At 59.3% G+C, this 25,112-nt stretch carries 20 protein-coding genes; 14 read left to right on the top strand and 6 right to left on the bottom strand.

The window, feature by feature from the left end; translation table 11 throughout:
• The 6 genes from EC9_RS19520 to EC9_RS19495 all read left to right on the top strand — a co-directional run bounded on the left by EC9_RS19520 (position 1) and on the right by EC9_RS19495 (position 8,009).
• Entirely contained in the window at positions 1-1,728 is a 1,728-nt protein-coding gene (locus EC9_RS19520) for a type II secretion system minor pseudopilin (RefSeq protein WP_145347821.1), read from the top strand.
• Between the two features lie 40 nt (positions 1,729-1,768).
• Complete coding sequence (locus tag EC9_RS19515; RefSeq protein WP_145347820.1) at positions 1,769-3,502, top strand: hypothetical protein; 1,734 nt, start codon at positions 1,769-1,771, stop codon at positions 3,500-3,502.
• A complete protein-coding gene (locus tag EC9_RS19510; protein WP_145347819.1) occupies positions 3,499-4,677 on the top strand; it encodes a hypothetical protein in 1,179 nt (392 codons plus the stop codon). The genes EC9_RS19515 and EC9_RS19510 overlap by 4 nt, the downstream gene beginning before the upstream one ends.
• Positions 4,678-4,771: 94 nt before the next feature.
• On the top strand, positions 4,772-5,848 hold the full coding sequence (locus EC9_RS19505) for a prenyltransferase/squalene oxidase repeat-containing protein (protein WP_145347818.1): 1,077 nt from the start codon (positions 4,772-4,774) through the stop codon (positions 5,846-5,848).
• A gap of 168 nt (positions 5,849-6,016) precedes the next feature.
• Positions 6,017-7,084 carry an S-methyl-5-thioribose-1-phosphate isomerase gene (mtnA, locus tag EC9_RS19500; protein ID WP_145347817.1) on the top strand — a complete coding sequence of 356 codons (1,068 nt, stop codon included), beginning with the start codon at positions 6,017-6,019 and terminating at the stop codon, positions 7,082-7,084.
• On the top strand, positions 7,074-8,009 hold the full coding sequence (locus EC9_RS19495) for an alpha/beta hydrolase (RefSeq protein ID WP_218934276.1): 936 nt from the start codon (positions 7,074-7,076) through the stop codon (positions 8,007-8,009). The genes mtnA and EC9_RS19495 overlap by 11 nt, the downstream gene beginning before the upstream one ends.
• A gap of 42 nt (positions 8,010-8,051) precedes the next feature.
• Here the strand turns inward: EC9_RS19495 and EC9_RS19490 are convergent, their stop codons facing one another.
• Complete coding sequence (locus EC9_RS19490; protein WP_315852296.1) at positions 8,052-8,774, bottom strand: sugar phosphate isomerase/epimerase family protein; 723 nt, start codon at positions 8,772-8,774, stop codon at positions 8,052-8,054.
• A gap of 363 nt (positions 8,775-9,137) precedes the next feature.
• Between EC9_RS19490 and EC9_RS19485 the strand changes: the two genes are divergently transcribed.
• The 3 genes from EC9_RS19485 (at position 9,138) to EC9_RS19475 (ending at position 14,680) form a co-directional block, all read left to right on the top strand.
• Positions 9,138-12,884, top strand: coding sequence for a DUF4332 domain-containing protein (locus EC9_RS19485; protein ID WP_145347814.1), 3,747 nt, complete (start codon positions 9,138-9,140; stop codon positions 12,882-12,884).
• Between the two features lie 171 nt (positions 12,885-13,055).
• Positions 13,056-13,781: a platelet-activating factor acetylhydrolase IB subunit gene (locus tag EC9_RS19480; RefSeq protein ID WP_145347813.1), complete on the top strand. Its 726-nt coding sequence runs from the start codon at positions 13,056-13,058 to the stop codon at positions 13,779-13,781.
• 122 nt (positions 13,782-13,903) lie between these two features.
• Positions 13,904-14,680 carry a sirohydrochlorin chelatase gene (locus EC9_RS19475; protein WP_145347812.1) on the top strand — a complete coding sequence of 259 codons (777 nt, stop codon included), beginning with the start codon at positions 13,904-13,906 and terminating at the stop codon, positions 14,678-14,680.
• Between the two features lie 4 nt (positions 14,681-14,684).
• On the opposite strand, the gene EC9_RS19470 is transcribed toward EC9_RS19475, so the two are convergent.
• Both EC9_RS19470 and EC9_RS19465 read right to left on the bottom strand, forming a co-directional pair.
• Positions 14,685-15,359 (bottom strand): ceramidase, encoded by a 675-nt coding sequence (locus EC9_RS19470; RefSeq protein WP_145347811.1) that lies wholly within the window; start codon positions 15,357-15,359, stop codon positions 14,685-14,687.
• A complete protein-coding gene (locus EC9_RS19465; RefSeq protein WP_218934275.1) occupies positions 15,343-16,203 on the bottom strand; it encodes a PfkB family carbohydrate kinase in 861 nt (286 codons plus the stop codon). The genes EC9_RS19470 and EC9_RS19465 overlap by 17 nt, the downstream gene beginning before the upstream one ends.
• Positions 16,204-16,577: 374 nt before the next feature.
• Here EC9_RS19465 and EC9_RS19460 point away from each other — a divergent pair, with 374 nt between their 5' ends.
• Positions 16,578-16,946: a hypothetical protein gene (locus EC9_RS19460; protein ID WP_145347809.1), complete on the top strand. Its 369-nt coding sequence runs from the start codon at positions 16,578-16,580 to the stop codon at positions 16,944-16,946.
• On the opposite strand, the gene EC9_RS19455 is transcribed toward EC9_RS19460, so the two are convergent.
• A complete protein-coding gene (locus EC9_RS19455; RefSeq protein ID WP_145099078.1) occupies positions 16,919-17,923 on the bottom strand; it encodes a sugar phosphate isomerase/epimerase family protein in 1,005 nt (334 codons plus the stop codon). The genes EC9_RS19460 and EC9_RS19455 overlap by 28 nt on opposite strands.
• A 210-nt stretch (positions 17,924-18,133) precedes the next feature.
• On the opposite strand from EC9_RS19455, the gene EC9_RS19450 reads away from it, so the two are divergent.
• Positions 18,134-19,393, top strand: coding sequence for an outer membrane protein assembly factor BamB family protein (locus EC9_RS19450; protein WP_218934274.1), 1,260 nt, complete (start codon positions 18,134-18,136; stop codon positions 19,391-19,393).
• A gap of 330 nt (positions 19,394-19,723) precedes the next feature.
• Here EC9_RS19450 and EC9_RS19445 read toward each other — a convergent pair whose 3' ends face one another.
• The gene (locus tag EC9_RS19445; RefSeq protein ID WP_246105777.1) at positions 19,724-20,380 is read right to left on the bottom strand and encodes a DNA-3-methyladenine glycosylase; all 657 of its coding nucleotides are present in this window, start codon (positions 20,378-20,380) and stop codon (positions 19,724-19,726) included.
• Here EC9_RS19445 and EC9_RS19440 point away from each other — a divergent pair.
• The 3 genes from EC9_RS19440 (at position 20,374) to EC9_RS19430 (ending at position 23,109) form a co-directional block, all read left to right on the top strand.
• On the top strand, positions 20,374-21,612 hold the full coding sequence (locus EC9_RS19440) for an amidohydrolase family protein (RefSeq protein WP_218934273.1): 1,239 nt from the start codon (positions 20,374-20,376) through the stop codon (positions 21,610-21,612). The genes EC9_RS19445 and EC9_RS19440 overlap by 7 nt on opposite strands.
• Positions 21,613-21,615: 3 nt before the next feature.
• Entirely contained in the window at positions 21,616-21,969 is a 354-nt protein-coding gene (locus tag EC9_RS19435; protein ID WP_145347805.1) for a DUF952 domain-containing protein, read from the top strand.
• An 87-nt stretch (positions 21,970-22,056) separates the two neighbouring features.
• A complete protein-coding gene (locus tag EC9_RS19430; protein WP_145347804.1) occupies positions 22,057-23,109 on the top strand; it encodes a GHMP family kinase ATP-binding protein in 1,053 nt (350 codons plus the stop codon).
• Between the two features lie 4 nt (positions 23,110-23,113).
• Here EC9_RS19430 and EC9_RS19425 read toward each other — a convergent pair whose 3' ends face one another.
• Positions 23,114-25,105: a 3-oxoacyl-[acyl-carrier-protein] synthase III C-terminal domain-containing protein gene (locus EC9_RS19425; protein WP_218934272.1), complete on the bottom strand. Its 1,992-nt coding sequence runs from the start codon at positions 25,103-25,105 to the stop codon at positions 23,114-23,116.
• Positions 25,106-25,112 lie beyond the last annotated feature (7 nt).

The following is a 25,112-nucleotide window of genomic DNA, read 5'->3' as shown; positions in this document are numbered from 1 at the left end:
ATGGCACAAGCTAATAACGTGCGATGCCCGGTCGACCGCGATGAAACAACGACGACAAAGCAGTGCGTCCCGCGTCGCGCCCGTCGCGGAATCTTTCTGCTGATCGCACTTGTTGTGATCGCGGTGAGCACGATGGCTGCTTATTCGTTTACCGACCTGATGTTGGCGTACGACGAATCGACGATCTTGAGCGGGCGCAAAACGCAAGCCGACATGCTCGTCGAATCGGGGACGGAGTTGGCGCGGTTGATGCTCGCTCAATCGCCGACCGGCCGCGAGGAGATGGGAGGCGTCGACAACAATCCGGCGATGTTCCAGGCGATCAACGTCGTACCCGATCTCGATCCGCAGCGTCGCGGCAACGTCACGGTGATCGCGCCGTCGATCGACGCGATGGGAGAGTTTTCGGGAATCCGTTACGGATTGCAGAACGAATCGGCGCGGCTGAATCTGAACGTGTTAACGGTGATCGAAGAGAACTACACCGTCGGCGACGAAGCGTTGCAGGCGGCGGCCGATCTGGGGTTGGCGGATACCGATCAGGCGGTGGTCAGCGACAACATCGCTCGCGAACTGCTGATGTCGCTGCCCAACATGACCGAAGACGTTGCCGATTCGATCTTGGATTGGTTGGATGAAGACGACGAGCAGCGCGACTTCGGCGCCGAATACGATTATTACAACGCCCTGCCGACGCCGTACGGTCCCAAGAACGGGCCGTTAGATAGCGTGGAGGAGTTGTTGTTGGTGCGCGGCGTGACGCCGGAACTGTTGTTTGGCGCCGACACAAATCGCAACGGCATCATCGATCCGATCGAACAGACCTACATTACGACGGGCGATCAATCGACGGCCTCGCTCGGCTGGTCCGCGTTTCTGACGGTCTACAGCCGCGAAGGGAACAAGACCGCCGACGGAGCGGACCGGGTGGATGTCAACGCCGAAGATCTGGAACAATTGCAAGCCGATCTGACCGACGTGTTGGGCAATGAGGATTGGGCCAGTTTTATCGTCGCCTACCGCGTCGCCGGGCAATCGGGTGCTACGGCGTCGACAGGTGGCGATTCGGATGCCGCCGAGGCGGTGTCGCAAGCGAGCAGTGGGCAAGCGTGGTCTTCGTCGGTCTTGAGCACTCTGGATCTTTCCGAAGGGAAAGTCGAGGTCTCGCAGCTGTTGGACTTGGTCGGAGCGACCGTGGTCGTCGGCGAGGGGAACGACCAAGCGGTCTACCAGTCGCCGTTTGCTAACGAACCGTTGTCGATGGCGACTTACATGCCTTATTTAATGGGCTTGTTGACATCGAAAGACTACGATTCGATGCCGGGACGGATTAATCTGAATGAGTGTCCGGCGGAACTGATCTACGGTCTGCCCATCTTGGAGGAAGAGACGGCGCTGGCGTTGGTCGAAGCCCGCGGCGAACAGTCCGAGAGCGAAAACCGACGCTTTGAGACCTGGCCGTTGGTCGAAGGGATCCTGACGTTGGAACAGATGCGCCAACTGCTGCCGTTGGTCACCGCCGGGGGCGATGTCTTTCGGGCTCAAGTTGTCGGCTATTTCGAAGGAGCCAATCAATCGGCTCGGGTGGAAGTCGTGATCGACGCGACGACGATCAATCCCGACATCGTTTATTGGCGAAGCCTGAGTCACTTGGGACGCGGCTTTGACGTCGGCACGTTGGGCGTGCGAGGCGAGGACGGGATGCAAACATTAAGCATCGCAGAGTAGTGCAGCGAGAGAATTCCGCGGAAGCATACGGCAAAGAAATATGGCAAAGCAGTTAGCAATCGAATGGGACGACAACGAGATCCGCGTGGTCGCGGCGCGGCCGCGTGGCAACCGGTTTGTCGTGACCGATGTCTTCACCGTCGATATCAGCGGAGCGAAGTCCGATGCGATTGGCAAGCAGTTGGCCGACGCATTGGCCGAGCGTGGGCTGCAGAAATTGCCGACGCTGGTTGCGATCGGACGAGGCCGGGCGGAGCTGCGTCAGTTGAGTCTGCCGGCGATTCCCGACGAAGAGCTTCCCGATGTGGTGCGGTTCCAAGCGGTCCGGCAGTTCGCCGCCGCGGGCGAACGGGCGGCGATCGATTACCTGCCGATCGCTCGCAGCGAAACCGCAGTCGAAGTGGCCGCTGCCGCTTTGGCTCCCGAACATATCGACGAGATTCGCCGGGTCTGTGCGCCATCGGAATTGCAGTTGCAGCGGATCGTGCTGCGTCCGACCGCAGCGGCGGCGCTGTTCCAATTGCTGAAGCAGCCCGATTCGGGCGAGACGATTCTGATCGATACGTTGGCCGACGAGGTCGACCTGATCGTGATGCGCGGCAAGACGCCCGCCTTCTTGCGTTCGGTTCGCGTTCCGACGGACGAGCAAGCTCGGCTGCGGACGATCGTCAACGAAACACGTCGCAGTTTGATGGCGGTTCGCCGCGACGGCAGCAATTCCAGCCAGCGACAGATCATCGTTTGGGGCAACCCCGCGTTTCATACGGAATTGCGTCAGCAGTTGACTGAACAGCTGGGGATCGAAGCGAAATCGGTCGATCCGTTCAGTCTGGTCGAAACGCCGGCGGAGCTTCCCAACGGGATGCCGCAACATGTCGGCCGGTTTGCACCGCTGTTGGGATTGTTGGAAGGGGATGTGCTGAAAGGCCAAGGGCTGATCGACTTCCTGAATCCACGTCGCCCTCCCGAACCGAAATCGAATCGCGATCGCTACGCGTTGTATGGCGGTCTGGCCGCTGCGTTGGTTTTGTTGATCGGTTGGTTGGCGTGGAGTCAGTTGAGCCGCTTGGATGCCAAGTACCAACAGACATTGGTTGCCAGCAACGATTTGAACGATGCTGTTGCCGCGGCGCAAATCAGCAAAGCGAACCTGGCTCGCATCGACCAGTTCCTCGACGGCGATGTCTTTATGCTGGGCGAGCTGGCTTATTTGAGTGAAAACCTTGGGCCGGCTGAACAGATGCGAATCGAGCAGTTGACGGTTGCTGCCGATCCTCGCGGCGGTGCGACGATGGCGATCAAGGGCGTCGCTCGCGAACCGGCAGCGGTGATCGCGATGGAGAGCCAATTGCGAGACGCCGACCACGCGGTGACTGGCGACGGAGTGAAGAGCGATCCGCGGAACGAGACTTTTAAGTTTCAGTTCAACGATACGATCCGCATCCCCGCGGCAAGCGTTCGTGAGCAACGACTCGCCGCGCCGGTCGCGACGGATACGAGTGAACCGAAGGCCGCGGCGGCGGATGTGAAAGCATCGCCTGCGAAAACCGAAGAGCCTTCGGCAGCCGAAGCGGATACAACGCCGGAGGGTTCCGGCGAAGAAGAGTCGACCACGACCGAAGCCGCGACGCCGGCAAACGATTCCGAGCAAGCAGATCCCGCCGCGGGCGAATCGAATGCCGACGAATCGGAGACGGAAGAAACCAAAGCCGACGCAAGCGATAGCGACGCATCAGAGAGCGACGAAAGCAAGAGCGACGAGGTGTCCGCATGAACCAACGCGAAAAATTACTTGTTTATTTGGTCGGCGGTTTGGTCGTCGCCGTGGGGCTGCAGTTCAGTCTCAGCGGGTATCGATCGGGGCTGCAGACGCGGGCGAACAAGCTGCGGAATTTGGAAGACAAGCTGATCGATCAGCAGGAGCAGGAGTTTGCCGGTCTGCAGGCGGAAACTCAGATCGCCGAATACCGCCGGCGTTCGCTCCCCAGCGATCCTCAACGGGCTCAGGCCGAATACAAGGAATGGCTGGAGAAATTGGTCAGCCAATCGGGACTGCAGAATCGTGCTGTCGATTACGTGGGCGAACAGGGCTCGAACAAACTGTATCGCGTCTACACGTTCCGAATCGGCGGCGTGGGGAACATTCAAAAGGTCAGCGAATTCCTGACCGCTTTCCACGAGAAGAACTATCTGCAACGCGCCAAGAAGTTGGTCCTGCGGCCCTCTAGCGAAGAGGGCAAGTTGCTGATGAACATCGATGTTGAAGCGATCGCGCTTGCCGATGCGGCGCGAGATCAGCCCGCCCCTAGCACGACCGATCCGCGAGTCGACGGGGTCGCGCCGCTGTTGGTCGAAGCGATCGTCAACCGCAACATGTTCAGTCCTGCCAACCAGCCACCGCGTTACAGTGGCGAGAAGACGTTGACGGCATCGATCGATACCGATTTCTCGAAGCGGTTGAAGTTCGATGATCCGGACAAGGATCACCGCGTCGAATACGAAGTCGTCGGCGATCTTCCAGCGGGAATGCAGTTCAGTCGTGGCGAATTGATCGGCCGCCCGAAGGAGAAGGGCGAATTCGACATCAAGGTGCGGGCTTGGGACAACGGTTTGCCAAGTCGCGAGATCGAAACGATGCTGGTATTTAAGGTCGGCGATCCGCCGCCGGAGCCTGTCGTCGCCGAAGGCCCGCCGCCGTTCGACGAATCGCAGCAAGCGGTTCTGACCGGGCTGGTGCAAAGCCGCGGTCAATGGAGTGCGTGGATTCGTGTTCGGACGCAGAACAAGCTGCTGAAACTGAAAGTCGGCGATACGTTCAAAGTCGGTTCGATCGAGGGTACAATCGTGGAAGTGACCGATCGCTTTGCGGTTTTCGAAAGCGATGATCAACGCTTCATTCTGCGACACGACCGCAGCCTGGCCGACGCCAAGGCGGACGATTTGAATTAGCGGATCGTCCGACGGAAACGAAGTCAAAACGCGAATCGGTTGCGGATGATTGGTCCAGTCTCCCGTCCACTCCCTCACAACTCGGTTCCGTTGCATGTGTTGTCGTTCGTCACTTGCCCTGTTGGCGTTGCTGTTTGCAATCGCAACTCCATCGCTGGCGGAAGAGTCCCGTTTTGAGCGAGACGAAATCGACCGCGCTGTCGACAAGGCGGTTCTGTTTCTAGTCGGCAAGCAGCGAGCCGATGGAGCGATCGTCGATCGCAGCCACGACACCACGATGACATCTTTGGCGATCATGGCGTTGGCTTCGGTCGGGCATCTGCCGGGCGATCCAACTCCCGCTGGCGAAGCGGCAGCCAAGGGGCTGGCTTATGTTCTTGCCGACGGTCGCCAAGACGATGAAGGTTATTACGGGCGGCACGATGGATCGCGGATGTACGGCCACGGGATCACGACGCTGATGCTGACCGAGATGCTGGGGATGGGGATCGACCCGGCGCAAGACCAATTGATTCACGACCGCTGTCAGGCGGCGATCGACCTGATTTTGAAGTCGCAGAGGCATCAGAAGAGCCAAGAGAATCAAGGCGGTTGGCGCTACACCCCGACCTCCAACGATGCCGATCTTTCGGTTTCGGTTTGGCAATTGATGGCCCTGCGATCGGCGAAGAACGACGGCTTGAAGGTCCCGGGTAGCGCGATCGACGATGCTGTCGACTATCTGAAGCGATCGTATACGGCCAAGCTGGATCGCAATGGCCTGCCCGACGCTGAGAAGCCGGCGGGCTTCAGCTACACTCCCGGGCAACGCCACGCCAGCTTCACGATGACCGCCGCCGGATTGTTGGCGATGCAGGTCTGCGGTCAATACGATTCGCCGCTGGTCGCGGGAGCTTCCGATTGGTTGATGCAGCATCCGCCCAAGCACAACGACCGCTTCTTCCACTACGGCACCTATTATTACGCCCAAGGGATGTATCAACGCGGCGGCGAGCATGCGAAAGAGGCGGAGCAGCAGGTGGCCAAAGTCTTGTTGCCACGACAGCAGGGAGACGGATCGTGGTTGGCCGAAGGGGGCGATGAGAAGCGGATCGGCCACGTCTATTCGACATCGCTGGCGATGCTGACGCTGTCGGTGAAGTACCATTATCTGCCGATCTATCAGAAGTAAAACGACGGGGGGCAGGCTTGAATCGCGGCCCCAATGCGGCGATCATGCCACGATCGAAGACCGCATCAGGGAAGGCTTTCCAATTGCGAAGCCTTTCGGAATCGTCGGAGCATAAAACGTTTCGGCAGGTCGTCCCCTCTTGTCACTCGAAATTCGAAGACCAGCACGATGAGCACCCCCGCCAAGATCGAACCACTTTCCTGGCAGCAGGAGACCAGCGGCTATCTGCGGTTGATCGACCAAACGCGTTTGCCGACCGAGCTTGTCGAAATCGATTGTCGGTCGGTCGAGCAGGTTTGGACGGCGATCAAGCGGTTGTCGGTCCGTGGAGCACCCGCGATCGGAGTCGCGGCGGCGTATGGCGTTTGCATTGGGGCTGCGGAAACGACGCGGCAGAGCGTTGAGCAGGCGAAGCAGCAGGCTCACGCTGCGGCCGATTATTTGGCGACCAGCCGGCCGACAGCTGTCAATTTGTTCTGGGCCTTGGACCGCATGCGGAAAGTGATCGACCGCGACGGCTTCGGGAAGACCGATGCGTTCTTGGAAGCTCTGTTGGCCGAAGCCCGCGCGATCCATCAACAGGATCGCGAGACCTGTCACGCAATCGGCCGGCACGGTGCTCCGTTGATCGCCGCGGCAAAAAATGTGCTGACGCATTGCAACGCCGGTGCGCTTGCGACCGCTGAATACGGCACGGCCTTGGCGGTGATCTATTCCGCTCACGATTCGGGGCAGACGCTACACGTCTTCGCCGATGAAACGCGGCCTCTGTTGCAGGGAGCGCGTTTGACGGCGTGGGAGCTGCAGCAGCATGGCGTTCCGGTGACGGTGATCTGCGATTCGATGGCAGCTTGTGTGATGAAGGAAGGCCGTGTCGACGCGGTGATCGTCGGTGCCGACCGGATCGCTGCCAATGGTGATGCGTGCAACAAGATCGGAACGTATGGATTGTCGGTGCTCGCCAAACATCACAACATTCCGTTTTACGTTGCCGCACCGTGCAGCACATTTGATCTCTCGCTGGCTAGCGGCGATTTGATTCCGATCGAACAACGTGCCGCTTACGAGATCGCCGAAGCGTTTGGCAAGCGAACGGTGCCCGAAGGCGTCGAGGTCTACAATCCGGCGTTTGATGTCGCGCCGGCGGAACTGATCACCGCGATCATCACCGATCGCGGCGTGATCGATCCGGTCGATGAAGCAAACGTTCGCCGAGTGGTGCAAGATGCCAACTGAAGAAATCGCAAACCCGTCGCAACTTGAATCCGAATCGCAACACGAAACCGCTCCCGCCCGGCGGCCGTATTGGAATCTGGCACGTCGCTGTGTCCGGATGTCACTTGCGGTCGTCGTGGGACTCTACCTGGCGATGCTGCTGATGTTGACCTGGCTGGAAACCTCGTTGGTCTACCCCGCTCCCTCCGTTGCGGCGGCTAATTGGAATCGTCCCGACCTGCAATTCGAAGACGTGAACTTTAGGTCGGCCGATGGAACGGCATTACATGGTTGGTATTTTCCGCATCCGCAGCCGAGGGCTCAGCTGCTGTTTTGCCACGGTAATGCTCAACAGGTGGCCGATCTGGGGGACTGGATTTCCGAGCTCCGCGATCTCTACCAGGTTTCGATCTTCGTGTTCGATTACCGAGGCTATGGCAAAAGTGAAGGGAAGCCTACGGAAACGGGAGTGCTGCAAGATGGCGAGGCGGCGCAGCGGTGGCTGGCGCAGCGGTCAGGGATCGCCGACGACGAAGTGATCGTTTGGGGGCTGAGCCTCGGCGGCGGGATCGCCACACACTTGGCGTCGGAACTGGGGGTGAAGGCGTTGATCCTCGACCGCACCTTCCATTCGATCGTCGAATTGGCGCAGTCGATCTACCCTTGGGCGCCGATCCGTTGGCTGATGCGAAACCGCTATCCATCGGTTGAGCGGATCCAGAAATACGATGGTCCCCTGCTGCAGATCCACGGTCCGATCGATGAGATCGTGCCGTTCACCTCGGGCAAGCAGTTGTTCGAAGCTTGTCCTTCAGAGAACAAGCAATTTCTGGAACTGGAGAACTTTGGGCATCTCGATTCTCCCACGGCCGAGTTTTATGCGGCCGTGGGGGAATTGATCGATTCGGTTGCCGATCCGCAAGCGAGTTCATCGGCCGCCGAGTGATTCGCGGCCGGTGCGTGATCGGGTGTCGCAAGACAGGAAGTATTACAGCAGCGATTCGGTCAAGCGGCGCAGCTTTCGCAACTCCACGCGGTGGTCCAGGCCATCGATCGGAGACATGTGGATGCTGAACGCGCGGTCGTATTTTTCGTGCGAGAGTTGGCCGATCAACTTGGCGTAATCGAGGTCTCCCTGGCCGACGCTAACTTGAAACGCATCGGGCTTCGAATCTCGCAGGTGGACGTGGAAGACGTATTTCATGATCCGGTCGAGGCTCTTGTTACTGCAAGGGCCGCACATGAAGACGCTTGGGTCGAGCGTGATTCCCAGGCCGTGAACGTTATCGCACAGCACCATCAACGTGTCGGGATCTTCGCTCAATCGGCCGATCTGCGTTCGCACGGCGACGCGGCAACCTTCGGTTTCGGCGATGTCGACCAACCGTTGCAGGTGTTCGACTTCTTCGTTAAACGGTGTTCCCAGTTCGGCCGATGGGACCGTCAACGTGACGACTTTGCAGAGCTTGGCAAACTTGCACAGTTCGGCAAAATCTTCGTAGTGTTGGTCGCCGGTCGATTGCAATTGAATGCTGAAGCTGGCGATATCCATCCGATGCGAAAGACGGATGCGGTGGTAGGCGGTGTCGACATTGCTGAGGATCTCGCTGGGACGAATGTGGCCACCATCCTCGTGAATATCGATTTCAACGGCCGCAAATTCCAAATCGTCCGCGATCTCCACCGCGTCTTCAATTGACAAATCGGGCATGCTTTCCAATGAGACGGCCACAAACACTATAACGTTCCTTCATCGAGTCGAACAAAACAATACAACCTTAAAGCTTAGCGATCGCGCAAGGTCTGTCCAATGGCGATTCAAGGCAAATTGGACTGCAAACGAAATCATGACTCACGAGTGGTCTTCGGGGCCCCCACGATGGTCGTTGGTATTGATAGCATTTTGTGTTTTCGATATGCGTGGCGTTTACAGGACGAAACTTGAGTCAAATCTGCAAGGAAAGCCGATTTTGTGGCAAACCGCTCTTTGTCCCTTGTCGACCGCTCGTTATTCTGATCGTTCCCGTAAATCGATGGAATCGGTTTGTATAGTGGCCAAGGAGGAGCCAGACCCATGTTGTTGGAACGCTTAGACATCGACGTCTACGGCCCGTTCGGTAAGAAAAATATCGGGCCATTTTCAAACGGAATCAACGCGATCTGGGGCCCCGAGGGCTCGGGCAAGACTGCGATCGTCGATTTCATCCGCGGCGTGATGCTGGGCAACCAATACGACCGCCACGGTGCAACCGTTGGCCGCGTCACCTGGGCCGACCATCGCGGGCTGTATCATTGCCAACGCGAATCCGACGGCACCCATGACGGCCGTTTGCTGATCGATTTCTCGCCTCGCGATGCAGCTTACGCCGACGAACGCTACCGACATTACGGCTACCACTCGCGGCGTCCCGATGCGATTCCACCGGCGCTTGTCGACATGGTTGTCGCTCCCGACACCAACGAGACATCGATCGCTCGCGTCTTCGAAGCTGCGGCTTCGGTCGGCTTTGAGCTGGCTTGCGCGGTCAATCGTCCATCCGAAGAGATCGAACGCATCAAGTTGCGGTTGGTCGACATCGACGCTCAGATCGGACGCGATTATCGGGGCACCGAAAATCGCGATGAGCTGGAGATGCGTCGTCGCCGCTTGACCACGGAACTGGAAACGCTTGAACGCGGAAGCGTCGTCAGCGAAAAGTCGCTCGATCGCCCCGACCGTACCTTCGCCGAACAGCGTTTGCGAACCGCTCAGCTGGAAGCGACGCGTCTGCGTCATTTCCAAGGTGAACTGCGAGAATCGATCACCGACATCCAAGACGAGATGGATCGGTTGAGTCAAGCGCCGCAACACGAACCGCAACGCTGGACGATCGCCGAAGACTATCGTCTGCAGTTGGAAGAACTCGACGCGCAATTGGTTCGCTGGCGTCGCACGATGCAAGAGGTCCGGTCGCTGCGCGAGCGGTTGCAGGATTCTAGCGACAAACCGTACTACAGCGACGCGGCCACGCGGCCTGCCTATCGTAGCGGTGCCGATGCGGCGAGCGATCCTTATGAGTATCTGAGCAGCCTGGAAGGACGCATCGATCACGCCCAACGCCAACTCGATGCATTGGCCGGTTGTTATACCGACGGCTACTACCGCTACGGCAACGACGCTTCGACGCAGGCTCGCAACCTGCACGCGATGCGCGACGAATTGCATACGATTCGCGAAGGATTGGGACGCCGCGACGCGCACCAACCGCACGCTCGTTTCGATGACGAACTGGCGCAACTGCGCCGCTGCGAACAGGAGCTGATGTCGGCGATCGAGCGTTTGATCGCCGATCGCAGCGACTTGATGCGACTGGCATCTCGCGAACATGGCATCCCGATGGATCAGTTGTCGTCGGCTTACGGCGACTGGAATCCGTACACCGATACGCCTCACCTGCGCGATTGGTTGGTCAGCGAACATTGCCCGCCAAGCGTTGGATCGAGCGATGCCGCCAGCGCCCGCCGCCAACGGTTGCAAGATGAATTGACCGGTTTGCGAAGCGAACTGCAACGCGCCGACGACCAATTGGCGACAGTTGTTCGCGACATCGACAACCTGCAACGCGACATGTTGTCCCAACCGATCGAACGACGACCGTTTGTTGATTCCGATCGCATGGCTCACTTGCGAAATGAATTGGCCGACGTGCGACGTCGTTTGGAATGGCTCGATTCGTTGGACGGATTGCGTCGCGAACGAGCCCGTTTGGATGACGAACTGCGACGTATGGAAGCCGCCGGTCATGCGACGCAGTCGCCGTTGATCGCTTGTGCAAACCATTGGTTGACGCGTTTGACAGCGGGCCGATTGCGGACGATCGAATTGGTCGGCCCCGATCAAGTTCGTGTCGATGGTCGCCGTGAATCGGATATCTCGTCGGACGATCGCCGAACCGCAGCGCTTGCCGTGCGGATGGCGGTTTGTTGCCTGATGAACGAAAATCGGACTGGGATGCCGTTGATCATCGACGATCCCGTTGTGCATCACCACGATCACCGCAGCGTCGCTCGCACGTTGGTTGAATTCGCCGCCGGCGGCAACCAAGTGCTTGTGCTGACACGTTCGCAAGCGTTGGTCGACGACCTCTCGGAACAGGGCGCATGGACCGATGCACTGCCTGCCCGTAACAACTTGAACAACGGAGCGGCCGGCAGCGATCTGTACGACGTCAACCGCTTCCTTGACATGGCTTGGCGGGAATCGAACGGTTTGTACGACAATCCGTCGCACACTCCCGGCCGCAGCTGGAGTCCTGCGAACAACTATCCGCGACGCCGCACGATGCGTGGTTTGTACGAACCGAACCATCGCAAGGAATCGCGAACTGGAACAACGATCGACGGCGAAACGCTGATCGGTCGCCACTTTTTGACCCCGGAAAGTCACATCGACTTGGCTCCGTCGGTCGATTCGGTCGCCGCAGCCCGCTTGCGTGGCATCGGTGTCGAATCGGTGGGCGATCTGTTGACCAGCAACGCCGCCAACATCGCTTCGCGAATTGGATTGGCGGGAGTCAGCGATCGCACGATCCGCCGTTGGCAGATCGAATCCGATCTGGTCTGCCGCGTTCCCGGCCTGCGTCCCTTCGACGCTCGGATTTTGGTCGGCTGTGGCGTCACGACGCCTAAGGAATTGGCTCAACTGCATCCAACCGAACTGTTGGTCAAAGTCGAACGCTTCCTGGCGACCGACTTGGGACGTGAGACGCTTCGCAGCGGAACCAGTTACGAATTGTCGCGGATCACGACTTGGATCGCTTCGGCCAGCCGAGCTGTTCTGCGAGGTCATCGCGATGGCGAACGTCAATCGACACGCACGACACGGACATCGACACGCAGCCGCAGCGGTGAACGATCCGATGAGTCGCGCGGTGGTCGCACGACTCGCGTCACTCGCCGTCGTCGCACCTCGTCGCGAGATGGGCAATCCGGCGAAAGCACCAGCCGTCCACTGTCGAGCGATCACTCTTCGTTCCCCAATCCGTACGACCACGAATCGGTTCGTCAGCGTACCGGTTCGGTAAACAGCTATCGCGAGACCTACGACTACGATGGCGATGGAATCGCTGATCTTGAAGTCGAATACGAATACGACCACGACGGCAATCGCGTTGTTCGCAGCACCAAGCGTTCGAGTTCGCGAAACGGATCGGGAAGCAGCAATTCGTCTTCCCGTTCGAGCAGCCGTTTGTCATCCCGATCCAGCAACGGATCCAGCGACCGCGATGGTTCGTCCAACGGGCGAAGCCAACGGTCGACGCGGACACGCGTCACACGTACCAGTCGCGGCGAGCGATCGGAGCGTTCGACAGTGCCGATCGATGGCGATAGCAAGTCGCGCACGCTGCGGTATTACTTGAGCAAGGAGAGCGACGTCGTCGACGCTCCTTCGATCGGGCCTTCGATGGCGAAGCGATTGGAGAAAGCGGGAGTCTATACGGTTGCCGATCTGTTGGATGCCGATCCCGCGTTTGTTGCCGACAAATTGAACCACCGCCGGATCACGACCGAAACGGTTCGCGATTGGCAGATGCAATCCAAGCTGATGTGCACCTCGCCGATGCTGCGTGGCCACGACGCCCAGTTGTTGGTCGCTGCGGAGATCACCAGCGTCAAGCAATTGAGCGAGTGCAATCCGCAGTGGCTGTTGGACGAAGTCACGCCGATCGCGCACAGCAGCGAAGGAAAACGAATCCTCCGCGGAGCTCCCGCGCCTGATCTCGCCGAAGTCACCGACTGGATCACCTGGGCCGGCCAACGCGACCAAGTGGTTGCCGCGTAGGTTTTCCGGCTATCTCAGCCGCTTCGAATGGAACAACGCCTCAGCTCGCCAACGCATTCTGCGTCGGCGAGCTGTTGTTTTTTGGGGCTCGATTCCATGGCTCGTTTCCAGCGACTAAGATGGGCGTTTCTACACCCCCCTACCCACTACACAACCTGGGATCCAACCAACATGACCTTGCGAAGAATGACCTCCGTTTCCTGTTTCCTGATCGCTGCGATGCTGACCTCGGTCGCAAGCGCTCAAGCCACCGCAACGAAGCACGATGCGATCACCCCCGTGCCGCGCGAGGGTGGTTGGATGAAGCGTCACGAATCGATGAACGCTCGCGTTGCCAAGGGGAACGTCGACCTCGTCTTCATCGGCGACTCGATCACTCAGGGCTGGGAAGGCCGCGGCAAAAAGGTGTGGGCCGATTTCTACGGCGATCGCAACGCTGTCAATCTGGGCATCGGTGGCGATCGCACGCAACACGTCATGTGGCGGTTGGATAATGGCAACTTGGAAGGGATCTCGCCCAAGTTGGCTGTCGTCATGATCGGCACCAACAACTCCGGCCGGAACAAGCCCGAAGAGATCGCCGAAGGCGTCACCGCAATCATTCACCAATTGCGTGAAAAAGCTCCCGAAATGAAGATCTTGTTGCTGGCTACCTTTCCTCGCGGTGCGACTCCCGCCGACCCGAAGCGTCAAGCCAACGAAACCAGCAACGCCATCGTTGCCAAGCTGGCCGACAACGAGAACATTTTCTACTTGGATATTGGCGACAAATTCCTCGCCGACGACGGCTCGTTGTCCAAGGAAATCATGCCCGACCTGCTACACTTGAGCGAACAGGGCTACACGATTTGGGCCGAATCGATCGAGCCGAGCGTCACTAAGTTGATGGGCAAATAGACGGTTCGCTCTCTGCCCTTTCGCTCTTCATCTCCGCTTTGCCGCGAAAGGGAAGGACATTGAACACGTCGGAATCCTCGGACCCGGCTCTACCGGTTCCTCATGATGCTTCACCCGCCGCGATGCAAGCTTGCACGCGGCCGGGTTATCTGTTGATAGGTCATGGAACGCGTGACCTCGACGGAACGAAGGAGTTCTTGCAGCTGGGAAAGGTGCTCGGCGAGATGCTCGCTCCGGCACCTGTCGAAGCCTGTTTCTTGGAGCTGCAGCAGCCGACGATCGGCGACGCATGGCAGCGGATGGTTGCGGAGGGTGTCGACGGCATTTGCGCGATGCCGCTGCTGTTGTTCGCTGCGGGGCACGCCAAGCGGGACATACCCGAGGAGTTGCAGGCGGCTTGCGATGCGGGGGCGACCAAAAATCGCAGCCTGCCGTTTGCGCAGACGCCGCCGCTGCAGTGCCATCCCAAACTCTTGGAGCTTTCGGCGATCCGAGCCCAACAGGCGATCGATGCCGCGGGCGGAGTCGATCTGGCGCGGACGGCGCTGGTGATGGTGGGCCGCGGCAGTCTGGATGATGGTGCGACGGCGGAGATGTATCGCTTCAGTGAATTGCGTGGCCAGTCGCTGCGGCCAGCGGTTGTACGCACTGGTTTTGTGGCGATGGCGCGGCCCGATCTCGCTTCGGTGTTGGATGAAGTCGCTCAACTGCCCGAGATCGATACGATCGTGGTCCAACCGCACCTGCTGTTTCAGGGCGATCTGAACCAACGCGTAATGCAGATGATCGATGCGGCAGCGGATCGGCATCGGAATCGCCGCTGGATTGCGGTCGATCGACTAGGGCCCGACCCGCGGTTGGCTCAGGCCCTGATCGAATTGGCTGCAGAAATCGACTGATGAGCTAATCGCCTGGCTGCTGATCTTCCGCTAATTCGGTCGCTGGATCTGGCATCGTGCTTTGGTAGTGTCGGAAGGCACACCAGAAGACGACGCCGTTGAGCAGGTGCCAGAGTCCATGCCCGGTCAGGATGTGGTTGTCGGGGTGGCAGACGATGTGCATGTAGTCCAACCACCAGAAGCCCCAGGCGATCAGAAACGTGATCACCATCGCGTAGGCCCAGCGGGTGAGCATGCTGTCGTACAGGCCGCGAGCGACCACGATCACTACGATCACGGCAAACATCGGGCTGGCAAAGGCTGTCGAAAACGAAGAGAGAACGGTCAGGATAAGCGAGCCGACCAGAACGATCGCGATCAGCATCCGTTGCCCCGGCCGATTGGGATCGCTGCGGTGTTGCTGCAACGCCGCGATGCTCAAGATGAACATGAACATCCCGCTGAGATCCAAGGTCTCGCCGAGGATCGTGTTGGATGCGTGGAAGTAGCCCGACGCGAGGCCGGTCCACATCGCGGCAACTCCCAGCAGCCGTTCCAGCGGGCGGTTGGCGTAGATCAGAATAAAGATGCCGGCGACCAGCGGACCGATGTTGGTCCAAGTGTCAGCCGGATGTTTGATCAGTCCGTCGAGCGTCCGTTCACAAAACTGCATCCGGGCGGGTTCAAGTAGCCAGTCCATCGTTCACCGATTGGTACAGAGCCGCATCGTCAGAGGTTGCCCCAGTGAGCCCACAGACACGCGATGCGAAACGCGTTGCGGTGCGGATTGTGCGTTGCAAATCCCATCCGCTCAGTAGACCGTAAATGGTCGTCGCGGCAAAGGCGTCTCCCGCACCAACGGTGTCTCGCATCGGATTGGGAGTGGGGGCGTCGGCGACGATCAATTCACCGCCGGTGACGGCGTAGGCGCCGCGCGAGCCGCAGGTGACAAAAAATTGTTCCCCGCCAAACTCGGCGCTCAAACGCTGGACGCCGGCACGGATTTCATCGGCAGTCTTGCAGGGCGTATCGGTCAACTGCGAAAGCTCTTCATCGCTCAACTTGACCCAATGCGCTCCATGTAGCAGCGTGTGCAGCCACTTTTTGTCGAACCATGGCAGTCGGATGTTGATGTCGACAAAGCGAGGTAGGTCGCTGTCGGCGATGATTTGTCGGATCGTGTCGCGGCTGACAGCATTCCGGCTGGCCAAACTGCCGACATACAACAACGCAAACCCGGACGAGGTGACTGGGAAATCGGGCATCTTCAGGAAATCGAACGCCCGGTCGGGAACGATCTCATACGACGGTTGCCCATCTTGAAACTCGACCTGTACTTCGCCGGTCGGATGCTCGTTGGTTTGCAAACCCGCGGTCGACATCTGCCACGATTGCATCCGCTCGGTGATCCGCCGTCCCGCATCGTCGTCGCCGATCGCCGAGACAAACTCCGGCTCCATTCCAAAGCCTTGCAGATTCCAAGCCACGTTGAACGGAGCCCCGCCCAAGATCGACTGGCCATCGGGAAAGTTATCAAACAGCACTTCGCCAACGATCAGAGGTCGGCGTTCGGGATGAGAGGTCTTAATCGTTCATTCCTCGTTGAAGTTGTCAGCAATGCGATCGTCAAGCCTACCAGAATTTGCCCCCCGCACCAATCAATGGAACCGCGATTGCCGGGCGAGCTTTGCGGTGTTGATCCAACGCATCATCGTTGCTTTTTCGGCACCAAGGTGGACCGCAGAGTGTTGCCAGAATGCAACAACCGCGATGGCCGGGCGAGCTGATCGGTTGCGGTAAGTCGTTGCGCCGCAGAGAGTTGCAGTCCGAAGGGGATTGGGTTGAGGCGGCGTTGGCACGCTGGCTGCTTCTTCAGCCATGCGTCATTCCTCTCCCCTTCCAACCCTCGCATCCCGAAATGACTTTCCTCATCTTCTTGCTCTTAGCGATCGGCCATCCGACCGAAGCGTCGGGACCTCAGTTGCCGATGGCGCGAGAAGATTCGTATCGTGTGGTCGCCGACGGTTGGCGTCGCACGAATCGGGGCTGGGAGAACACCGCTTATTGGAATCGATCTCTGCTTGCCGAGACCGCTGCGGTGACGCCGGACAACCGTTCGCTGCCGGCGCTGACCGCCTGCGTCGACTTTGTCGCCAGCCTGCACCCCGCGTTGATCGCGGGGGTTCAGTTGTTATCGGTCAGCTATCTGATGCGCTGCCCCGGTGGGCAGCGCTGTGAAGAGGGCGTGCTACCCGAGGGCTACGCGTTGCCGTCTTCAAACGCCTGATCGAACGCGCGTCCGCTGGGGGCAAAGTCCAACTCTTTGGTGAACTTGCACGCTTCGGTCGCTCCGAAGCAGCGTTCCATGCCGCTGTCTTCCCATTCGATCGACAGCGGTCCTTGGTAATCGATATCGTTCAACGCGCGGATGATCTCTTCGAAGTTGACGCCGCCGCGACCTGGCGATCGGAAATCCCAACCGCGACGATGATCGCCAAAGTTGATGTGGCTCGACAGAATGCCCGACGTGCCGTCCAACTTGACGATCGCGTCTTTGACGTGAACGTGGTAGATCCGATCGGGGAACGCGCGGATGAACTTTTCAGGATCCATGCCCTGCCAGATCAAGTGGCTCGGATCGAAATTGAATCCGAATTCGGGACGGTGATCGAGCGCTTCGAGGGCTCGCTGCGCGGTGTGGATGTCGAATGCGATCTCGGTCGGATGAACCTCCAAAGCAAACTTAACGCCACACTCGGCAAAGACGTCCAGGATCGGATTGAAGCGATCGGCGAACAGCTTAAATCCGTCGTCGATCATTTGAGCGGAGACGGGAGGGAACGAATACAGCAGATGCCAGATGCTCGATCCGGTGAAGCCGTTGACGACGCTGACGCCCATCTTTTGTGCGGCCCGCGCGGTCTGCTTCAGTTCTTCGATCGCTCGCTCGTTGACGCCCGCCGGATCGCCATCGCCCCAGACGTAGCTGGGCAGGATCAATTGGTGCCGTTGATCGATGATGTCGCAAACGGCTTGGCCGACCAAGTGAGCGCTGATTGCCAAGCACTGCAGACCGTGGCTGTCCAGCAGTTCGCGTTTCTTGGCACAGTAGTCGTCCTCGGCGTTGGCGCGGTCGACTTCGAAGTGGTCGCCCCAGCAGGCAAGTTCGATGCCGTCGTATCCGAACTCGCTGCACATGCGAGCCAGGTCTTGAATGCCAAGGTCGGCCCATTGGCCTGTGAAAAGAGTGACTGGTCGGGCCATGCATCTGCTCCTGAAAGAAATCTTGTTAACTAATAAGTCGGGGGGCCAAACGATTTGAACCGTCGGTTTGCAGGTATTGTGATGGATCGACCGACGCGGATCAACGGGCGAGGCCGGCCATGGGGGGCGGGCGTCCCTTTCGTTCGCCCTGAAATTTGTATACTGGAAGCCCTTTGCTACGCCTGCCCGCGATCCATTCAGGAGTCATCGATGAAAAATATCCGCTGTCTTGCATTGCTGGTTCTCAGCAGTTGCCTGTTCCTGAGCTCCCTTGGATCGGCTGCCGATCGGTCTTCGGATCGCCAATGGAGCGAATTCCGTGGCCCCACCGGCGACGGGCACAGTCCCGATGCCAACGTTCCGGTCCAGTGGGATGCGAGTTCGATCCTGTGGCAGACCGACTTGCCGGTTCTCGGCCATTCGTCTCCCGTGATGTGGGACGACAAGATTTTCTTGACCGGTGCGGTCCAGAAAGGCAGCGCGGTCGAGCGACATGTGATGTGTGTCGATCGCCGTTCGGGGAAGCTGTTGTGGGATACGCCCGTCGCGCTAGGTGCTGGGGAACAGATTCACAAAATGAATAACTGGGGCTCTCCCAGTTGTGCCACCGACGGCACCTGCGTCGCCGCCTTCTTTGGTCCGGGCGGTCTGCATTGCTTGGACATGAACGGCAAACCGCTCTGGTCGCGCGAACTGGGCAGCTTTCCGGGCGTTTGGGGAATTGGTGCTTCGCCGATCTTTGTCGGCGATACCATCGTTCAGAATTGCGATGCGCAGGGAGCTTCTTATCTGTTGGCCGTCGACAAACAGACGGGCCAGGATCGCTGGCGGCAACCGCGAGCCGATACGCCTCGAGGTGGTTGGAGTACGCCGCTGCTGTCGGTCACGCCCGAGGGGGCCGAACTGCTGCTGAACGGTGAATTTGGAATCAATGCCTACAATCCCCAAACCGGCCAACCACTGTGGAACTGTCGCGGCTTTAACGGTCGCGGCACGCCGATGCCTGTCGTCGGCAACGGGCTTGTTTACGTGGTCAATGGAAAAGCGGGAGACGTTTACGCAGTCCGCTCGGGCGGCAGAGGGGATGTCACCGAAACGCATATGGCGTGGCATACGCCTCGCCGCGGCGGACGCGATCTCCCATCGCCGATCCTGGTCGGCGATACGCTGGTCGCAGTTGGAATGGCGGGCGTCGTCACCGGATACGACGCACACGATGGGACCGTATTGTTCAAGCAACGGTTGGGAGGAAATTATTCGGGTTCCCCGATTCTCGCCGGCGGATTGGTCTACATGCTCAGCGATACGGGCGAGGTGAACGTCTTGAAGATCGGCCGCAAAATGGAAATTGTCAGTCGCAATCGAGTCGGTTCGGGCAGCGACGAGATCTTCCGCTCCTCGCCGACCACCGCCCCCGGGATGCTGCTGATCCGCAGCGACCGCCGCCTCTACTGCATCGGCAGCAAATAGAAGCAGCGGTCTCCGCGCCACAGGCCGGAGGCCGACAAATTTAGTGCCGGCGGTGTAAGCCGCCGGTGGCTTGTGCGCGAACAAACCTAGAGGCCGGAGGCCGATACATCCATCGCCCGCATGTGTCGGCCTCCGGCCTTTTAGGAGGGCTGCTGTGGACCGGAGGCTTACGCCTCCGGCAGTTCATGTGTCGGCCTCCGGCCTAGAACGGACAGAGAACCTTCTGGCTGGATCGGCACCGTATTGTGAAAACTCGGTTTTCTGTCCAGGGCAAAGCACAAGCACTGAATCGCCCTAGGGCTGAGGTCGGCGCTACCACACGAGTTTCGCTTACGATCGAGCGCCGGTGCGGTGCCAGTATTTGGGGCCGCTGACAAACGGGCTGTCTTGCAATAGGAAACGCAGCGGCAGGTCCTTCGCTTGTGAAATTCCGATCCGCGGGACGGCGATGATTCTCTCGGTTGCGATCCGCTCCACGGCGCGGCCGATCCAGATCGAAGAGTCTTCGGTCAGGCAGACGCCATCGTGTTGCAAGTCGATCGCCAACGCTTGGCACAACATCGACGGGCCGCGACACAGTCGATCGGTCGCTTGCTGGCCGCGCCGCTGTTGCATCTGCGTCACGCCCCAACGCGGTTGGATCGCTCGAATTAGAACAGCGCTGCCGACGCCCGCTCGCTGTGTCACTGCATTCAGGCAATACTTGGCGTGGATCGTGTAGACGTACAGTCGCCCTGGCGGCCCAAACATCGTCGCGTTGCGTGGCGTCATCCCGCGAGCTGCGTGGCAGGCGGGATCGCCATCGGCCAGATAAGCTTCGGTTTCCACGATCACACCGCCAACGATTCGATCGTCGCTGCGATGCAGTAGCGTCTTTCCGATCAACGATCTCGCGACGCTTGCCGTCGGGCGGCGGTAGAATGATTCGGCCAGCGGTCGGGGCCACTTTGTCGTTTGTTTTTCAAATCCCATTTCTTGCCATGACATCAAGCCACACGACCTCAAAAAAATATCGCGCTCGCTGGATCGTACCTCTCTGCTCTCCCGTCGTCCACGATGGCGTGATCTCGATCGTCGAGGGGCGCGTCGCGGCGGTTGAACCCTATCAAGGACAAACCGATCTGATCGACCTCGGTGACGCCGCGATCCTGCCGGGACTTGTCAACGCGCACACGCACCTGGAGTTCTCCGACTTGGCAGCGCCGATCGGTACCGCGGGGATGTCGATCGCCGATTGGTTGCCCGAAGTCGTCCGCGCGCGTCGGCTACAGCAACTGACGCAGGACCAGCGGATGGCGGCGATACTCAAAGGGATCGACGAAGTCGTCCGTGACGGCACGGCGCTATTGGGAGAGATCGCAACGAAGCCGTGGCCTTATGAAGCCGTCGCTGCGCAGCAAAGTCTCGCAAGCGGCAGCGACCTGCGGATCGTCGGCTTCTGCGAAGTGCTGGGGCTTTCGCCCGGCCGGTCCCAGGAAATGCTCGACTGGGCCGACACTCAAATCGCTGATGGTGGGAACGACCGGATCGAGTTTGGCATCAGCCCGCACGCTCCTTATTCTGTCCCGCCGGCACTGCTGGAAGCGTGTATCGATAGAGCCCGAAACCACTCGATTCCGCTGGCGATTCATCTGGCCGAATCGCTCGAAGAGCGAAGGTTTATCGAAAGCGGAGACGGTCCGCTGCGAGAGACCTTCGAATCGCTGGGGCTGCCCGGACTGGAACAGTATCCGCTGGCGATCTCAATCGACCAGATGATCCAACGCGTCGCAACGACTCCGCGTGGGCTGCTGGTCCACGGGAACTACCTCTCGGCCGACGAGATCCAATCGATCGCCAGCCATCGCCAGCGGTTGTCGGTCGTCTATTGCCCGCGCACTCACGCCTTCTTCGATCACGCACCACATCCCGTAGCCGACTTGATGGCCGCCGGAGTGCGAGTCGCTTTGGGAACCGATTCGCGAGCGTCGAATCCCGATCTCGATCTGTGGAACGAGGTCCGTCATCTCCTGCTGAATCGGCAGGATCTCGATCCGCGTGACGTCGTTGCGATGGCGACGCTGCAGGGAGCTGACGCCTTGGGCCAGCCGAACTATGGTCGTTTGCAGCCCGGATCCGATGGCCAATTATTCGTATTAAGAACTGCCGCGCGGACAGAGGCTTCGCTGTGGGAGACGCTGCTGGACGCACAGCCAACTAATCTTCTTGGAGAACTTTAAGCGATGAACGATCCACATCCATTGATCTACAAAATTCTGACGCCGGCGCAGTGGCAAGCCTTCCAAAACGACGGCCAGTTTCTTGGGGCACCGATCGATCTTGCCGATGGATTTATCCACTTCTCCGCCGAGCATCAGGTGGAAGAGACGGTCGCCAAGCATTTTGCCGGGCAGGGAGACTTGATCCTGGCCGAGGTGGCCACCGATTCGCTCGGCGAAGCGTTGCGGTGGGAGGTCTCGCGCGGCGGCGATCTATTCCCGCATCTGTACGCTCCGCTGGCGTTGAAGGCTGTCGTCCGGCATACGGTATTGCCGCAGCTGGAAACGGGATCGCATCGCTTTCCTGTGCAGTGGTGAGATCGGTCGCCCGAGCTCTGGCGGAATCGTTCCTATCGCCATTGGCTAGGGTAGCTTTGGGACATGCGGAGACTTTAAACTGTGGGCATGTCAGCCAATGATCCCAGCTCCGAAGCGACTTGCGCGTCGCACCTGCCCACCCATCCGGTCGCTTGCCAACGGGTGGATGTTGTCACGGGCAGCCGGTTGCATTTCGGGTTGTTATCGACCCAGCCTGTCGATCGCGTTTGTTACGGCGGTTGCGGGCTGATGATTCGCCGACCGAGCGTTCACGTCCGCGCTGTCCGTTCGGATCGGTTTCGCTTTGCCGGTGAATTCGAATCGCGGTGTCGAGAAGTCGCCCAGCGGTTTGTCGATCACTTTGGCTTGCCCTCGCTGCCCCCCTGTGATCTGCAATTACTGCAGTCGTCCGACGCGCACGCCGGTTTGGGCTCGGGAACTCAGATCAATCTAGCGGTCGCCACCGCGTTGACGACGCTGTTTCAGATGCCGATCTCGTTGGAACAACTGGCGGCGGAGATCGCAGCTCGCGGTAGACGCTCGGCGATCGGAGTGCATGGTTTTGCGCACGGCGGGTTAGTCGTTGAATCGGGAATCCCCGAGGGACAGACGCTGGGAAGGCTCTCGGCGACGCAGCCGTTTCCGAGCCACTGGCGGATCTTGTTGGTTCGGCCTCGCCAGTTCAAGGCGCACGTTCATGGCGGCGTGGAACAGGCGCACTTCGCTCAATTAGCTGCTGCCGCGCCAGCCGAGCGCGATGCGCTGTTGGCGATCATGAACGACGAGATCCTGCCGGCGATCATCGCTCACGATTTCGATGCGTTTTGCGAATCGGTCTCCCGATACAACCACACCTCGGGAATGTTGTTCGCCCCGGTGCAAGGCGGTGCCTACAACGGTCCGCAATTGGAAGCTCTGGTCGCAACGCTTCGCGATGCGGGCTGCCAAGGCATCGGCCAGAGTTCGTGGGGGCCAACGATTTTTGCGTTTTGCCCCGACCAAGATTCCGCCGAAGCGATGCGGCAGCGACTGTTGTCGGCCGGCGACGGGAATCGTTTACAGATCGAAATCACTCAGGCGAGAAACAAGCCGGCGTCGGTCTGCGCCAAACGCGGATCAAATGAGTGCGAAGTCGAATAGCCCGCTAGGCGATGTAGAGAGCACATCCAATCTGGATGCCGGGGCTGACGCTAATGAAGAGGACCATGTCGCCGGGGGCGGCATCGAGGTTCTTCACCCCGACCGGGATCGCTGAAGACATCAGCGAACCGTTGGCGTCGGAGATGTCGAGCGTTTTATCGGCGGGGAATTGCAACCGCGACGCAACGTCGGCGACAAACGCGCTGGAGATCGGGGAGGGAACGATGCGGGCGATGTCATCGAGCGAAAGCTCGTTGTTTTTTAAGAAATTCGCGACCGTTGTCTCGATGCATTCCAGATACGCCGCATGCAACGCATCGGGTTGGTCGGTGCAGTGCAAACAAGCTTGCCCTCGTTCGTTCCAGTTGACTTCTGTTTTTCGGAGGTCCTTGAACTGCGTGAAGTCTTGGAAATGGAACGACAGGAATCCGTTAGTCGCATCGACCGATTCTTGCACGATCATCGCCGATGCCATCGGCGAAACGTCCAGCGATTGCTCGGGGCGATCCGCTGCATTGTTGTCGACTTCCGAACCGACCACCATCACCTTCTGACCACGTCCGGCGCGAATAAACTCCGAAGCCAGGAATAGCGACTTCATCATCCCCACTTCACCGTTGATCACATCGAAGGCAAACGTCTTGTCGGCGGCATCGGGTTCGCGATCGAAGTTGATCTCCATCCGCCCAGCCAGCAGCGCCGCGATCGCCGGTTCCATGACAAATTCGGTTCGGTAGGTGCAGGCGGCGATCAGGATATCGATGTCCTGTTTTTCACAACTGGATTGTTCCAGGCACTGCTCGCCGGCCTGTTGCAGCATGGTCAGCGTATCGGCCGACTCACGCGTTGGCGGATACGCGAGGCCGATCGATTCGACTTGCAATTGGATCGGCATCAAGGCTGATTCGTTCGACGCGATCTCGCGCCGTGGCTTGCCGCTTTTGGCGTCTTCGGCGTTGATCCGTTCGGGCAAATCATCGCACACATAAAGTGCGGTCCCCGTCGTTTGTCCCGATCCCGAAATGCAGAAGATGATCGAATCGCCCCCTTTCACCTCGCGCCGCCGCATCGCGTCGTGCAAAGCCAGGAAGTGGGCGTTGCTGGACGTGTTGCCACGTTGTTCCAAGTTGTTGATTAGGCGTTGCGAAAGATCGTAGTCAAACAGACGCTTGATTTCCCGCATCCCTTCTTGCATCGTGAGCTTACTGGTTTGATGTGGGATCACATGGCCAACGGCATCAAACCCCCACTGGTTCCGATCCAGGATGTCTTTGGCGTGCCGCGCTGCGTGAGGCACCACCGATTCGGTAACTTTGATCGCGTCGGTGTACATCGCCGCGCCGCCGTGAGGCTTATCGGTTGGCTTGGCGACACAAAACTGGCTGTATTTGCTGAGCGTGTACATGTCGAGATCGTGGAATCCGCTGCCCGCCGAACCAGCGGCGGTCAAGGTCAACGCGACGCCGGCGTCCCCCAACGTCAACGACGCCAATTGGGGATCCATGAAGTCGACGATTTCCTTCTGCGCGGTATCGATCAGGTGCGTGATGTATTCACCACTGACCACCATTCCGCTGCGGATCGCACCGCTGCGAATCAGTGCGTCGACCATATAGACGCCGGTCCACATCCCCGCGCAAGCATTGGAGATGTCGATTGCGATGGCGTTTTCCAGCCCGAGCATCGACTTCAGTCGGACGCTGGTTGCCGGTTCAAAGGTGACCGAATTTTTGTCGTCCCAACGCGAGATGTTGGTGCAGACGATCGCGTCGACTTGGTCGGCCGCCAGCGACGAATGGTCCAAACAATCGCTGACAGCTTTCTCTGCCAGATCGATCGAAAATTCATCGACTCCAGCGCGGCGGCGCGAGCGAATGCCGGTCAATTTCGCTAACGGCACGCGAACCTTCCGCTCGCAGCCCTTCACAATCTCGTCGGTCGTGACTTCGTTTGAAGGCAGGTAAACACCAATGCTCTCAATGACGGAACGCAGCATGGTATCG

Source organism: Rosistilla ulvae (assembly GCF_007741475.1).
Taxonomy (GTDB): domain Bacteria; phylum Planctomycetota; class Planctomycetia; order Pirellulales; family Pirellulaceae; genus Rosistilla; species Rosistilla ulvae.
The sequence above is the reverse complement of the archived record's forward strand: the minus strand, read 5'-3'. Positions and strand labels throughout refer to the sequence as shown.